General features: G+C 72.3%; 13 protein-coding genes. 7 read left to right on the forward strand and 6 right to left on the reverse strand.

From position 1 onward, the window contains the following. The first annotated feature begins 37 nt into the window (after nucleotides 1-37). From ctaD to ABZ215_RS35260, 5 genes are read left to right on the forward strand one after another with little or no spacing between them, the layout of a single operon-like run. Nucleotides 38-1,819, forward strand: a complete 1,782-nt coding sequence (gene ctaD, locus ABZ215_RS35240) for a cytochrome c oxidase subunit I (protein WP_020423261.1) — start codon at nucleotides 38-40, stop codon at nucleotides 1,817-1,819. A 53-nt stretch (nucleotides 1,820-1,872) separates the two neighbouring features. Continuing rightward, nucleotides 1,873-2,292 carry a phage holin family protein gene (locus ABZ215_RS35245; protein ID WP_020423262.1) on the forward strand — a complete coding sequence of 140 codons (420 nt, stop codon included), beginning with the start codon at nucleotides 1,873-1,875 and terminating at the stop codon, nucleotides 2,290-2,292. After that, nucleotides 2,289-2,507: a DUF3618 domain-containing protein gene (locus tag ABZ215_RS35250; RefSeq protein WP_020423263.1), complete on the forward strand. Its 219-nt coding sequence runs from the start codon at nucleotides 2,289-2,291 to the stop codon at nucleotides 2,505-2,507. Before ABZ215_RS35245 ends, ABZ215_RS35250 begins: the two co-directional genes overlap by 4 nt. A 4-nt stretch (nucleotides 2,508-2,511) precedes the next feature. After that, nucleotides 2,512-2,853 carry a DUF3140 domain-containing protein gene (locus ABZ215_RS35255; RefSeq protein ID WP_237339328.1) on the forward strand — a complete coding sequence of 114 codons (342 nt, stop codon included), beginning with the start codon at nucleotides 2,512-2,514 and terminating at the stop codon, nucleotides 2,851-2,853. Then, nucleotides 2,853-3,029 carry a hypothetical protein gene (locus ABZ215_RS35260; RefSeq protein WP_020423265.1) on the forward strand — a complete coding sequence of 59 codons (177 nt, stop codon included), beginning with the start codon at nucleotides 2,853-2,855 and terminating at the stop codon, nucleotides 3,027-3,029. Before ABZ215_RS35255 ends, ABZ215_RS35260 begins: the two co-directional genes overlap by 1 nt. 175 nt (nucleotides 3,030-3,204) lie before the next feature. On the opposite strand, the gene ABZ215_RS35265 is transcribed toward ABZ215_RS35260, so the two are convergent. The 6 genes from ABZ215_RS35265 to ABZ215_RS35290 all read right to left on the reverse strand — a co-directional run bounded on the left by ABZ215_RS35265 (nucleotide 3,205) and on the right by ABZ215_RS35290 (nucleotide 10,696). Further along, complete coding sequence (locus tag ABZ215_RS35265) at nucleotides 3,205-3,834, reverse strand: pyridoxamine 5'-phosphate oxidase family protein (protein ID WP_354954705.1); 630 nt, start codon at nucleotides 3,832-3,834, stop codon at nucleotides 3,205-3,207. A 16-nt stretch (nucleotides 3,835-3,850) separates the two neighbouring features. Further along, nucleotides 3,851-4,948 (reverse strand): flavodoxin-dependent (E)-4-hydroxy-3-methylbut-2-enyl-diphosphate synthase, encoded by a 1,098-nt coding sequence (gene ispG / locus ABZ215_RS35270; protein ID WP_354954707.1) that lies wholly within the window; start codon nucleotides 4,946-4,948, stop codon nucleotides 3,851-3,853. After that, nucleotides 4,945-6,222, reverse strand: coding sequence for a 4-hydroxy-3-methylbut-2-enyl diphosphate reductase (locus tag ABZ215_RS35275; protein ID WP_354954709.1), 1,278 nt, complete (start codon nucleotides 6,220-6,222; stop codon nucleotides 4,945-4,947). The genes ispG and ABZ215_RS35275 overlap by 4 nt, the downstream gene beginning before the upstream one ends. Before the next feature lie 622 nt (nucleotides 6,223-6,844). Further along, nucleotides 6,845-7,876, reverse strand: coding sequence for a family 2 encapsulin nanocompartment cargo protein polyprenyl transferase (locus ABZ215_RS35280; RefSeq protein ID WP_020423480.1), 1,032 nt, complete (start codon nucleotides 7,874-7,876; stop codon nucleotides 6,845-6,847). After that, nucleotides 7,873-9,279: a family 2B encapsulin nanocompartment shell protein gene (locus ABZ215_RS35285; protein ID WP_354954711.1), complete on the reverse strand. Its 1,407-nt coding sequence runs from the start codon at nucleotides 9,277-9,279 to the stop codon at nucleotides 7,873-7,875. The genes ABZ215_RS35280 and ABZ215_RS35285 overlap by 4 nt, the downstream gene beginning before the upstream one ends. 31 nt (nucleotides 9,280-9,310) lie before the next feature. Then, nucleotides 9,311-10,696 carry a family 2B encapsulin nanocompartment shell protein gene (locus ABZ215_RS35290; RefSeq protein WP_235716331.1) on the reverse strand — a complete coding sequence of 462 codons (1,386 nt, stop codon included), beginning with the start codon at nucleotides 10,694-10,696 and terminating at the stop codon, nucleotides 9,311-9,313. 676 nt (nucleotides 10,697-11,372) lie between these two features. Between ABZ215_RS35290 and ABZ215_RS35295 the strand changes: the two genes are divergently transcribed. Then, on the forward strand, nucleotides 11,373-12,140 hold the full coding sequence (locus ABZ215_RS35295; RefSeq protein WP_020423483.1) for a DUF4239 domain-containing protein: 768 nt from the start codon (nucleotides 11,373-11,375) through the stop codon (nucleotides 12,138-12,140). Further along, on the forward strand, nucleotides 12,137-13,127 hold a 991-nt coding region (locus ABZ215_RS35300; protein ID WP_354954713.1), incomplete at its 3' end, for a hypothetical protein. The genes ABZ215_RS35295 and ABZ215_RS35300, both read left to right, overlap by 4 nt.

Below are 13,127 nucleotides of genomic sequence, written 5' to 3' on the forward strand. Positions count from 1 at the left end.
ACCCTGGGTTCGTCCACTCGGCACCCGGGGAGGGCGCATGACGGAGCTGAAGGCACGTCCCATCGTCCTGGGCAACCGGTACGAGCTGCCGGCCAGGCACCGCAGGGGCAACCTGCTGGTGAAGATGGCGAAGACGACCGATCACAAGCTGATCGGCCTGATGTACCTCTACACGTCGCTGGGCTTCTTCGTCATCGGCGGCGCGCTGGCGCTGCTCATGCGCGGCGAGCTGGCGCGGCCCGGGATGCAGTTCCTGTCGCCGGAGCAGTACAACCAGCTGTTCACCATGCACGGCGCCATCATGCTGCTGCTCTACGCGACGCCGAACGTGTTCGCCTTCGCCAACCTGATCCTGCCGCTGCAGATCGGCTCGCCGGACGTGGCGTTCCCGCGGCTGAACGCGTTCTCCTACTGGCTGTTCCTGTTCGGCGGCTCGATCGTGCTGTCCTCGTTCCTCACCCCGGGCGGCGCGGCGGACTTCGGCTGGACCGCCTACACCCCGCTGTCCGACGCGGCGAACTCGCCCGGGATCGGCGGGAACCTGTGGATCACCGGCCTGATCGTCTCCGGTCTGGGCACCATCCTCGGCGCGGTGAACATGCTGACCACGATCGTGTGCCTGCGCTGCCCCGGCATGACCATGTGGCGGATGCCGATCTTCACCTGGAACATCCTGTTCACCAGCGTGCTGGTGCTGGCGGTGTTCCCGATCCTGACCGCGGCGCTGTTCGGGCTGCTGGCCGACCGGTTGATCGGGGCGCACGTGTTCGACCCGGCCGTCGGCGGGCCCATCCTGTGGCAGCACCTGTTCTGGTTCTTCGGCCATCCCGAGGTCTACATCATCGCGCTGCCCTACTTCGGGATCATCACCGAGATCATCCCGGTGTTCAGCCGCAAACCGCTGTTCGGCTACCGGCTGATGGTGTTCGCGACGATGGGCATCACCGCGCTGTCGTTCGCGGTGTGGGCGCACCACATGTTCGCCACCGGCGCGGTGCTGCTGCCGTTCTTCTCGTTCATGACGTTCCTCATCGCGGTGCCGACCGGGATCAAGTTCTTCAACTGGATCGGCACGATGTGGAAGGGGCACCTCACGTTCGAGACCCCGATGCTGTGGTCGGTGGGGTTCCTGGTGACGTTCCTGCTGGGCGGGCTGACCGGCATCATCCTGGCGTCGCCGCCGCTGGACTTCCACATCACCGACAGCTACTTCGTGGTGGCGCACTTCCACTACGTGCTGTTCGGCACGATCGTGTTCGCCACCTTCGCCGGGGTGTACTTCTGGTTCCCGAAGATGACCGGGCGGATGCTCGACGAGAGACTCGGCAAGCTGCACTTCTGGGCCACGTTCGTCGGGTTCCACACGACGTTCCTGGTGCAGCACTGGCTGGGTGACGAGGGCATGCCGCGCCGCTACGCCGACTACCTGGACAGCGACGGGTTCACCGTGCTGAACACGATCTCCACGATCGGCGCGTTCATCCTGGGCGCCTCGATGCTGCCGTTCGTCTACAACGTCGTGCGCAGCTACCGGTTCGGGGATCCGGTCGAAGTGGACGATCCCTGGGGCTACGGCAACTCGCTGGAGTGGGCCACCACCTGCCCGCCGCCGCGGCACAACTTCCTGGAGCTGCCCCGGATCCGGTCCGAGCGGCCCGCGTTCGAGCTGCACTACCCGCACCTGGTGGAGCGGCTGCACGACGAAGGGCACATCACCCTCACCGGGAAGACCATCCCGCACTCCGAGGCGCCGAAGACGCCGTCGGAGAAGGCCACCGAGGAGCTCAGCGAGGGCAGCTCGCCCACCGCGCACGATTAGTGCTCTCCGCCCGGGGGTAGCCGGACTACGAGCTACCCCAAGGGAGGCGAGGCATGACTGAGAGCACGGGCCGCGGGTCGACCGCGGTCGACGACCGCTCGATCGGGCAGCTCGTCCAGGACATGTCGCAGCAGATCCAGCGGCTGGTCCGGGACGAGATGCGGCTGGCCGCCGAGGAGCTGCGGCGGAAGGGCAAGCGCGCCGGCACCGGCGCGGGCCTGGCCGGCGCGGCCGGGATGCTCGCGCTGTTCGGAGCGGCGACGCTGGTCGCCGCCGCGGTGCTGGCGCTGGCCCTGGTGATGCCGGGGTGGGCCGCCGCGCTGATCGTCGGCGGCGCGCTGCTGCTGATCGGCGGGGTGGCCGGGCTGGCGGGCAAGAAGCAGCTGTCGGCGGCGGTGCCGCCGGTGCCGCAGGAGGCGGCGTCCGGGGTGCCCAAGGACGTGGCGGCCCTGCGGAAGGGGGTGCGCCGATGACGACGAAGAAGGACACCTTCCCGCACGACGCCGAACAGGCGCGGCTCGACCTGGAACTCACCCGCCAGGAGCTCGGCGAGACCGCCGAGGCCCTGGCGGGGAAGGTGCGGGAGACCGCGCACACGACACAGCGGATCGCGCTCGGCGCCGGCGCCGGGATCGGGATCCTGGCGCTGGTCTTCGTGATCGTGCGAAGGCTGACCGCCCGGAGGTGACACGATGGCAACGCAGTCGCATGTGGACGAAACACTGTGGGACGAGTTCCACCGCGTGGTGAACATGACCTCGCGGGAGCTCGGGGACTGGCTGCGGGTCCGCTCGGCCGGGACGGACAGCGAGGAGCTGCCGGACCAGTCGGGCACGAAGACCGGCCAGCACGTCCTGGAGATCCTCGGCAAGCGCCGGACGGACCTCACCGAGGACGACGAGCGCGTCATGCGCAAGGTGGTGGACAAGGTGCACGCCGAACGGCGGGACGACCTGGAGCCGACGGCGGGCCAGGAGAACTGGCGCCACCGGTTGATGACGATCGGGCACGACCCGCTGAAAGGGGCCGGCTGATGGAACGCGGCAGTGAGAAGCACAGCCCGCGCGAGGACGACGCGCTGAAGGCCGAGCTGCGCGGCACGTTGCAGGGCAACCGGTCCAGCCGCGCGGAGGAGTGGCGCGACCCGGAGCCACCCGCCGACGACGACCCGGACGTCCCCCTGGCCGGCGAACGGCCCGAGGGGCAGTAGGGGAAGCGAACGGCCCGTGGTGTTGTCCCGGAGGGGGCACCACGGGCCGTTGCGCGTTGCTGCCCGGCGTCAGGCGATCCGGAGGTGGATGGCCCGCGGGGCGGTAGAGGGAGCGGGCGGTTCGTGGTGTTGTCCGGGAGGGGACGCCGCGGGCCGTTGCGCGTTCGCGCCCTCCTCAGGCGTAGAGCTTCTTCGCGTACTCCTGGCCGTAGTAGCGCTCCAGCTCCGCCAGTGACGCGTCCCGCCGCTCGAGCGCCTTGGCGATCACCGCGCGCGGGGCCATCTCCTCCGGCGCCCAGGTGTCCGCCTCCCACAGCCGCGACCGCAGGAACGCCTTCGAGCAGTGGTGGAACACCTCGTCGATCTCCACCAGGATCGCCAGCCGCGGCCGGTGCCCCTTGACGACCATCTCGTCGAAGAACGGCGCGTCCCGCACCAGCCTCGCGCGGCCGTTGATCCGCAGCGTGTCGCCGCGGCCGGGGATGAAGTACAGCAGCCCGACGTGCGGATTGGCGAGGATGTTGCGGAACCCGTCGGCGCGCCGGTTGCCCGGCCGCTCCGGCACGGCGATCGTGCGGTCGTCCAGCACCACCGTGAACCCGGCCGGGTCGCCCTTGGGCGAGACGTCGCAGCGGCCGGCCGCGTCGGACGTGGCGATCAGGCAGAACGGCGACAGCGCCAGCCACTGCCGGTCCAGCTCGTGCAGCGCCGCCCGCTGCTTGTGCACCGCCTGCGGCAACGGCTGCCCGATCAGCTCCCGCAGCTCGTCCTCGCCCGACACTTCGGTCACCCCAGTGAGATCCATGCCCGCAGGTTATCGGTCATGCGGGGAACCGCTCGAGCGCCACCTCCAGCAGCGTCTCCACGATCCGGCTCTCCGGCACCGTCGTGACCACCTGGCCCTTGACGAAGATCTGCCCCTTCCCGTTGCCCGACGACACCCCGATGTCGGCTTCCCGCGCCTCACCGGGCCCGTTCACCACGCAGCCCATCACCGCGACGCGCAGCGGCACCGGGAACCCGTCGAACGCGGCGGTGACCCGCTCGGCGAGCTGGTAGACGTCCACCTGCGCGCGGCCGCACGACGGGCACGACACGATTTCCAGCCGCCGCGGCCGCAGCCCCAGCGACTCCAGGATCTGCGTGCCGACCTTGACCTCCTCGACGGGCGGCGCGGACAGGGACACGCGGATCGTGTCGCCGATGCCCTCATGCAGCAGCACCCCGAACGCCACCGCGGACTTGACCGTGCCCTGGAACGCCGGCCCGGCCTCGGTGACGCCGAGGTGCAGTGGGTAGTCGCAACGCGCCGCGAGCTGCCGGTAGGCCTCGATCACCACCAGCGGGTCGTGGTGCTTCACGGAGATCTTCAGGTCGGTGAACCCGTGCTCCTCGAACAGCGAGCACTCCCACAGCGCGGACTCCACCAGCGCCTCGGGCGTGGCCTTGCCGTGCTTGCCGAGCAGCCGCGGGTCCAGGGATCCGGCGTTGACGCCGATGCGGATCGGGGTGCCGTGGCCCTTCGCCGCACCGGCGATCTCGGCGACCTTGTCGTCGAACTTGCGGATGTTGCCCGGGTTGACCCGCACCGCGGCGCAGCCGGCCTCGATCGCGGCGAAGACGTACTTCGGCTGGAAGTGGATGTCCGCCACCACCGGGATGGCCGACTTCGCCGCGATCCGCGGCAGCGCCTCGGCGTCGTCGGAGCTGGGCACCGCGACCCGGACGATCTGGCAGCCGGCCGCGGTCAGCTCGGCGATCTGCCGGAGGGTGGCGTCGACGTCCGCGGTGACGGTCGTGGTCATCGACTGCACCGACACCGGCGCCCCGCCGCCGACGGGGACGTCGCCGACCAGCACCTGCCGGGACTTCCGGCGCGGCGCGGGCACCCGCGGCACGCCCAGCGGCACCGCGGTCACGACTTCCTCCGCACGGCCGTCGGCAGCGTGAAGTGGATGGTCTCGCGGGTGGTCTCCCGTTCGCCGACGGTGAGCGGGCCGAGGCCGCCGAGCGCGGCGACGACCGAGTCGACCAGCCCGGGCGGCGCCGACGCGCCCGCGGTGAGCCCGATCCGCTCCACCCCGGACAGCCACTCGGGCCGCACGTCCCGCGCGTCGTCGATCAGGTGGGCGGGCGTGCCCGCCCGCTCGGCCAGTTCGACGAGGCGCAGCGAGTTCGACGAGTTCCGCGACCCCACCACCAGGACCAGGTCGGTGTCCCTGGCGACCGAGCGCAGCGCGTCCTGCCGGTTGGTGGTGGCGTAGCAGATGTCGTCGGAGGCGGGGCCGCGCAACGCGGGGAAGCGCCGGCGCAGTTCGATGAGCACCTCGGCGGTCTCGTCGACGCTGAGGGTGGTCTGGGTCAGGTAGGTGACGCGGTCCGGGTCCGGCACCCGCACCCGGCGGGCCTCCTCGACCGACTGCACCAGGACGGTCCGGTCGGGCGCCTCGCCGAGGGTGCCCTCGACCTCCTCGTGCCCGGCGTGGCCGATCAGCAGGACGGTGTCGCCCTGCCCGGCGAAGCGGCGCGCCTCGGCGTGGACCTTGGTGACCAGGGGGCAGGTGGCGTCGACGACCTTGAGGCGTCGGCGGTCCGCCTCGGCGCGCACGGCGGGGGAGACGCCGTGCGCGGAGAACACGACGGTCGCTCCTCGCGGCACGGCGTCCAGTTCGTCGACGAACACCGCGCCCCGCGCGCGGAGGTCGTCGACGACGTGGCGGTTGTGGACGATCTCCTTGCGGACGTAGATCGGCCCGCCGCGCTGGGCGAGGAGGCGCTCGACGATCTCGATGGCCCGTTCGACGCCCGCGCAGAACGACCGGGGCGCGGCGAGCAGCACCGAGCGGGGCCGCCCGGCGACGGCGAGCACCGCGGCCATCGCGGCGCTCACGGCGGCCGCGAGCGTGGAGGAGGCCTGCCCGGTGGCCGCGACGCCCAGCCCGGCCGGCCCGCGGGCCGCGGGGAGCACGGCGCGCAGGGCGACCGCGGCGGCGTGGTCGGTGTCGACGTAGAGGGGCCCGCGGGCGGTGGTGATCCCGCGGCGCCGAAGCTCGCCTTCGAGCAGCCCGGCGCCGGGACAGCGAACCGACGGACGGTCCGCCCAGAGCAACTCATCGGCGACGAGAACCTCCCCGGGAGCCGGCCGGCCAGGATGATGCGCGGCGAGAATGCTCTGCGCTGCGGTGAACGACATGGTCTCTCCCGTTCCAGGTGGGGTTGGTCTTCTCGGGCGGTTCGGCGTGCTGGCCAGGGCTTCGGGTGGGACCCCGCTCCGCGGGGCGGCCTGCGGGCGCGCCCCGCTCTGCGGGGTGGCTATCGGTGGTGCGGCCCGGCTCCGCGGGGTGGCTTCCGGTGGTGCGGCCCGGCTCCGCGGGGTGGTTTCCGGTGGTGCGGCCCGGCTCCGCGGGGTGGTGCCACGCGCAGCGGGCCCGACCGGCCTGCCCGCGATGCGGCGGCATGGCGGCCTTCCGCCGCGGAGTCAGCCCCACAGGGGCGGCTGCTCCCGGGCCGGGTTCGCCCCGGGCGCGCCACCGGCGAGACATCGCTCCCGGCCACCACCCGCTCCGCAGGTGCACGGGACGCGGCCCGCCGGCTGCCGCGCCCGGCTACACCCGCTCTGCGAGTGGTCGGGCGGCCCGGCCACCGCTCCCGGCCGCCGCCTGCGGCTGCCACTCGCTCTACCGGTGCCCGGGCGCGGCCCTCCGGCGGCCCGCCGAGCCCGGCGGTCCTCCGGCCACCGCTCCCGGCCACACTCGCTCCGCGGGCGGTCGCCGCTACCCGCTCCGCAGATGGTCGGCGCGGCCACCCGCCTCCGGCTATCTGTCCCGGTCCGCGAGCAGCGCCGCCAGCGCCTCCAGGTCCGCGGCGCCCCTCGGGTCCGGCACGGCGGCTCTCAGGTGCGCCCTGGCGCGTTCCAGCAGCGCCGCCGCCTCGGTGCGGGTCCACTCCCGGCCGCCGGCCTGGTCGACCAGCCGCGCGGCCCGCACCAGGTCCGACCCGGCCAGCTCACCCGGCGCCGCGTACAGCGACGCCAGCTCCCGGCCCGCGGCCGTCCCCGAGGTCAGCGCCGCCACCACCGGCAGCGACTTCTTGCGGTTGCGCAGGTCCGAGAACACCGGCTTCCCGGTCGCCGCCGGGTCGCCCCAGATCCCGAGCAGGTCGTCGACCATCTGGAACGCCAGCCCGGCCGCCTCCCCGAACCGCCGCAGGTGCGCGACCTGCTCGGACGACCCGCCGCCGAGCAACCCGCCCAGCGCGCACGCGCACCCCAGCAGCGCCCCGGTCTTGCCCTCCGCCATCAGCCGGCACTCGTCCAGCCCGACGTCCGCACGCTGCTCGAACGCCAGGTCCGCGCCCTGGCCCTCGATCAGGTCCTGCACCGCCGCGCCGAGCACCCGCAACGCCTCCCGCGCCGCCGGGTGCCCGCTCGCCGCCAGCACGTCCGACGCCGCCACCAGCAGGCTGTCCCCGGCCAGGATCGCCGGCCCCGCCCCGAACAGCTTCCACACCGTCGGCCGGTGCCGCCGCGTCTCGTCGCCGTCCATGACGTCGTCGTGCAGCAGCGAGAAGTTGTGCACCAGCTCGACGGCGACCGCGCCGGGCAGCGCCGGCCCCCACTCGCCGACCGCCCGCGCCGCCGCCAGCACCAGCGCCGGCCGCACCGCCTTGCCGCCGCCCCCGCTCGCCGGCGCGCCCGTCTCGTCCGCCCACCCGAAGTGGTAGGAGACCAGCGGCCGCATCGATTCCGGCAGCCGCGCCACCGCCGCCCGCAACGCCGGGTCCACGCACCCGCGGCTCCACGCCAGGAGTTCCCGCGCCGTCCGGGTCCCGGCCACCGTCTCCGTCACCGTCCGACCTCCACGTGTTCGAGCACGCCCAGCGCGTCCGGGACCAGCACCGCGACCGAGAAGTACGCCGTGACGAGGTAGGACACGATGGCGCGCGAGTCGATCCCCATGAACCGCACGTTCACGCCCGGCTCGACCTCGTCCGGCAGCCCGGTCTGGCGCAGCCCGATCACGCCCTGGCTGTCCAAACCGGTCCGCATCGCCAGGATCGACGTCGTCCCGGTCCGCGACACCGGGATCTTGTCGCTCGGGAAGATCGGCACCCCCCGCCACGTGGACACGACGTGACCGTCCACTTCGGTGCTCTCCGTGGCGATCCCGCGCGCCGAGCACTGCCGCCCGAACGCCGCGATCGCCTTGGGGTGCGCCAGGAACAGCTTCGTCTTGCGGCGGCGGCACAGCAGCTCGTCCAGGTCGTCCGGGGTGGGCGGACCGGTGCGGGTGTGCAGGCGCTGGCTGAGGTCGGCGTTGTGGAGCAGGCCGAACTCGGCGTTGTTGAGCAGTTCGGACTCCTGCCGCTCGCGCAGCGCCTCCAGCGTCACCCGCAGCTGCTGCTGCGTCTGGTCCATCGGCTGGTTGTAGAGGTCGGCCACGCGGGTGTGCACCCGCAGGATCGTCTGCGCCACCCCGAGTTCGTACTCGCGGGGGCTGAGGTCGTAGTCGACGAACGTGGCCGGCAACGCGGGCTCCCCGGCGTGCCCGGACGCCAGCTCGATGTTCGCCTCGCCGTGCTTGTTCTGCGCCAGCTGCGAACTGCGCCGCAGTCCGTCCACATGGGACCGAAGCTCCGGCGAGGTGTCCAGCAAAGCCAGCACTTCCCGCTGCGGCAGGGCGAGCACCGTCACCGGCGTCTCCGCCCGGACGCTGTAGGCCCACGGCTCCGGCGACTCCGCGAGCACCTGCTGCCCGAGGTAGTCGCCGTCGGCGAGGACCCCGAGCGTGACCGGGTCGCCGTAGTCGCCGCGGCCGACCTTGCTCACCTTGCCGTGCGCGACGAGCAGCGCCTCGCCGGTCGGCGCGCCGGCGGTGACGATCGTCTCCCCGGCCCGGTACTCGCGCTGCTCGAACCGGTCGGCCAGCGCGGTCAGGACGAGCTGGTCGCCGAAGCCGCGGAACAACGGCAGTTCGGCGAGGCTGGCCGGCACCACCCGGACGCGGCCCGCCTCGACGGTGAACGCCACCCGGCCCTGCCCGGCGACGCAGGTGAGGCGCCGGTTGACCCGGTAGGTGCCGGCCTCGGTCTCCTCCCAGGGCAGCAGGCTCAGCAGCCACCGGCTGGTGACCGCCTGGTTCTGCGGCACGGACTTGGTGGTGCTGGCCAGTTTGCGGGCCGCCGCCGTGCCCAGGCTCAACCGGGTTTCGGTGTGCTGGAAGGTCTGCAGGGTTACGGTCAACGGACCCAACCACCCCTCGTTCGCTCGTGGGTTCCGCGGGTCAGCTCGCGCGGCCGATCTCCACCTTCTCCAGCACGGCCAGCGCGTCCGGCACCAGCACGGCCGCCGAGAAGTACGCCGACACCAGGTAGGAGATGATCGCCTTCTCGTTGATGCCCATGAACCGCACCGACAGGCCGGGCTCGACCTCGTCCGGCAGACCGGTCTGGTGCAGGCCGATCACGCCCTGGTTCTGCTCGCCGACGCGCATCAGCAGGATCGAGCTGGTGCGGGTCTCCGACACCGGGATCTTGTTCGACGGCAGGATCGGCACGCCGCGCCAGGACGGCACGTGGTGCCCGTTGAACTCCACGCCCGCCGGGTAGATCCCGCGCGTGTTGCACTCGCGCCCGAACGCCGCGATCGTCTTCGGGTGGGCGAGGAAGAACGCCGGCTCCTTCCACACCGCGCCGAGCAGCTCGTCCATGTCGTCCGGCGTCGGCGGGCCGGTGCGGGTGTGCAGGCGCTGCTTGACGTCGGCGTTGTGGAGCAGGCCGAAGTCCTTGTTGTTCAGCAGCTCGGACTCCTGCCGCTCGCGCAGCGCCTCGATGGTCAGCCGCAGCTGCTGCTCGGTCTGGTTCATCGGCTGGTTGTAGAGGTCGGCGACGCGGCTGTGCACGCGCAGGACGGTCTGGGCGACGCTCAGCTCGTACTCGCGCGGGGACATCTCGTAGTCGACGAACGTGCCGGGCAGCTCCGGTTCGCCTTCGTGCCCGGAGGACAGCTCGATGCTGGCCTCGCCGTATTCGTTGCCACTGGACAGTTTCCGGGCGCGGAACAGTTCGATCTGCTCACGCAGCGCCTCGGACTGCTCGACCAGCTCGTCGAAGCCGCGTTGTTCGAGCACCAGCACCGTGCAGGAGGTGACGGCCTTGACCGTGTACTCCCAGATGCTCGAGTCGTCCAGCAGCGAGTCGTCGCCGAAGTGGTCGCCGTTGGCCAGCACCCCGAGGTTGGTGAAGTCGCCGTACTCGCCGGGGCCGACCTTGCTGACCTTGCCGTGCGCGATGAGGAAGGCCTGGTCGGAGGCGCTGCCGAACTCGACGATCACGTCGCCGGGCTCGTACTCGCGCTGCTCGAACCGGCTCGCGAGCGCGGCGAGCACCTCCTGGTCGTCGAAGCCGCGCAGGATCGGAAGCTCACCGAGCTCGGCGGGGATGACCTCGATGTTCCCCGCGGTCGTCACGAACGTCACGCGCCCGTCGCCGACCGCGTAGGACAGCCGCCGGTTGACCCGGTAGGCGCCGCCGGAGGCCTCCACCCAGGGCAGCAGGCGCAGCAGCCACCGCGACGTGATGGCCTGCATCTGCGGGACGGACTTCGTCGTGGTCGCCAGGTTCCGCGCGGCGCGGGTGCTCAGGCTCTGCTGCTGGCTGCCGCTGTCCAGTGCGGGCACGGCGGGATCGGTCACGGTCACGGCAAATACCACCCATCGTCGAAAATCAGATCCGCGAATTGGAAATTGGTGATCCGGCGAACTGGCGCCTTGTTTTCTCGGCCGGCGGAAGCGACGTTAGCACCGGCGTTGCGGACCCGTACAGTCACTCGTCCGTGGCGCGGCGTGATGGCGATTTCCGGAAAAGCACACGTCCGGCGGTTCCGGCAGACTCACGGTAGACCGGAATGGACGGTGATCACCCGGGCCGCCCAACCGGGCCGGTCCCGGTGGTGTGACCCGCTCGGCAGCGTGCGCCCGGCATTTCCGGTTCGTTGCTCCGAACGGGCTGAAACTTCCCGGAGTCTGGGAACGCCGTGGTCCGGGCGGCGCAACAGTGACGTCCTACCCTTGGCTGCCAACGGAAAAACCGCGCCGAGTCCGAGGTGGAGTGACGTCCGGTGACCGGAACTCGCCCGGTCGGCCCAGCCGCGCGTCCGGCCGCGCGTTGGCCCCCGGACAACAGGGCCGGGAAATTCGCGGAATACGCGCCTGCTGCTCCGAACAAGTGACGGTGAATAATCCGTTCTATTCCGTCGGGCTGAAAGAGCGGAACCGAACTTGCCGCCGTGATCCGCACGTGCCTAGCGTGGACCGACGTCCTTTTCCCGTTCGGGAGGCACAGCCGATGAATGTCTACGTGGCCGGTTCGCTGTGGGTGGTGGGCGCCGTCGGGCTGGGCGCGCTCATCGCCTACCTGGTCCGCCGTTACGGCCTGGACGAGGGCAGACCGGACAACAACGACGCGGCCGGCCAGGCGTTCACCATCGTCGGCGGCCTGCACGCGGCGGTGATCGCGTTCGTGCTGATCTCGCTGTTCGACGCGGCGAGCACCGTGCGGGACTCTTCCTACGAGGAGGCGCAGAGCCTGGTCGCCGCCTCATGGGCGGCCGACGCGTTGCCCGAGCCGGCGCGCACGGAGATCCGCGAGCTGGCCGCGGGCTACGCGGACACGGTGGTGAACCGGGAGTGGCCGCGCATGCGGGACGGCGGTGTGCTGCCCGAGGAGGGCTGGGACCAGCTCGACCGGATGCGCGCGGTGGTCGACACCGCCGACGTGCCCGGCGACGACGACTGGCTGACCAGCCGCAAGACCGAGGTCGCCGACTCGCTGCTGGACGTGTTCAAGGAGCGGCAGGCCCGGCTCAACGCGGTGCGGGACAACAACGTCGGCATGGTGGTGTGGTTCGTGCTGATCGGCGGCAGCGTGATCTTCGTGCTGCTGCCCAACCTGTTCGGCGGCACGAAGTCGCTGACCCACATCGTGATCGTGTCCACCCTCGCCGCGGCGACGACCCTGCTGCTCTTCGCGATCTTCCAGATGCAGAACCCGTTCGCGGGCGGGTCGAAGGTGGGCCCGGACGCGTTCAGCCAGGCGATCGAGCGGCTGCGGTGAGGGTGCGGCGGCCGGCCCGGGTGCTGGCGGCCGCGGCCGTCCTGGCGGCCTCGCTGCTGCCGGTCAAGCCCGCGGCCGGGGCGGCGCCCGCCACCGCCTGCACGGTCCTCCGCGTCGTCAACACGGCACCGGGCGGACCGTCCACCGTGGAGCTGGTGCGGATGCCGTCCGGGGCGGTGGAGAACCGGACGGCGCTCGGCGTGCAGGTCAACGCCCTCGGCTACGCCCGCGCCCAGGACCGGGTGTACGGCCTGACCCGCGACGGCACGGCGGTGGCCGTCGGCCGGGACGGCGAGCTGACCCGGCTCGGCCCGGTGCGGACGACCGACCGCCGCGGGCTGGACCGGGCCACCGCGGGCGCGGTGTTCGGCAACCGCTGGTACGTGCTGCGGGACGACGACCTGTACGTGATCGACATCGACCCGGGCGGCGACGGGTACCTCTCGGCGGTGCGCGGGGTCGACCTGTGGCCGGCGCCGTTCACCTCCGGCATCGACGACTTCGACTTCGCCGGGGGCAAGCTCTACGGGGTGACGAGCACGTTCCCGTTCAGCGGGCGGGTCGTGCGGATCGACCCGGTGTCGGGGTGGACCCACCCGGTGTCCGGGCCGGTGCTGCCGCCTGCCACCGCGTACGGCTCGGTCGTGCTGGCGGGGGAGACCCTGTACGTGACGGCGAACCGCAGCGCCGGCCGCAGCCGCACGTTCCGGGTCGCCCGGGACGGCTCCGGGCCGGTGACCGAGGTGTCCTCCGGGGCGCCGCTGTCCGGTTCGGACAGTGCCGGGTGCCTGCGGGCGCCCGCGCCACCGCCGCCCCCACCTCCAGCGCCCCCAGTGCCACCGCCTCCAGTGCCCCCAGTGCCACCGCCTCCGCCGCCCCCGGCGGTGGCTCCGGTCGTGCCCGCGCCGCCGCCTCCTCCGGCGCCGAGCCCGCCGCCGCGCGTCACGGTCACCAGGTCGGTGCCGGGCAGGGCGGTCGTCGCCGCGA

This window comes from Amycolatopsis sp. NPDC006131 (assembly GCF_040614175.1).
Taxonomy (GTDB): domain Bacteria; phylum Actinomycetota; class Actinomycetes; order Mycobacteriales; family Pseudonocardiaceae; genus Amycolatopsis_E; species Amycolatopsis_E tucumanensis.

What these genes read in the sequence shown, in the direction of transcription:
- ctaD (WP_020423261.1), top strand. Translation starts at nt 38, where the DNA reads ATGACGGAGCTGAAGGCACGTCCCATCGTCCTGGGCAACCGGTACGAG.
- ABZ215_RS35250 (WP_020423263.1), top strand. Translation starts at nt 2,289, where the DNA reads ATGACGACGAAGAAGGACACCTTCCCGCACGACGCCGAACAGGCGCGG.
- ABZ215_RS35275 (WP_354954709.1), bottom strand. Translation starts at nt 6,222, where the DNA reads ATGTCGTTCACCGCAGCGCAGAGCATTCTCGCCGCGCATCATCCTGGC.
- ABZ215_RS35255 (WP_237339328.1), top strand. Translation starts at nt 2,512, where the DNA reads ATGGCAACGCAGTCGCATGTGGACGAAACACTGTGGGACGAGTTCCAC.
- ABZ215_RS35265 (WP_354954705.1), bottom strand. Translation starts at nt 3,834, where the DNA reads ATGGATCTCACTGGGGTGACCGAAGTGTCGGGCGAGGACGAGCTGCGG.
- ABZ215_RS35295 (WP_020423483.1), top strand. Translation starts at nt 11,373, where the DNA reads ATGAATGTCTACGTGGCCGGTTCGCTGTGGGTGGTGGGCGCCGTCGGG.
- ABZ215_RS35260 (WP_020423265.1), top strand. Translation starts at nt 2,853, where the DNA reads ATGGAACGCGGCAGTGAGAAGCACAGCCCGCGCGAGGACGACGCGCTG.
- ABZ215_RS35245 (WP_020423262.1), top strand. Translation starts at nt 1,873, where the DNA reads ATGACTGAGAGCACGGGCCGCGGGTCGACCGCGGTCGACGACCGCTCG.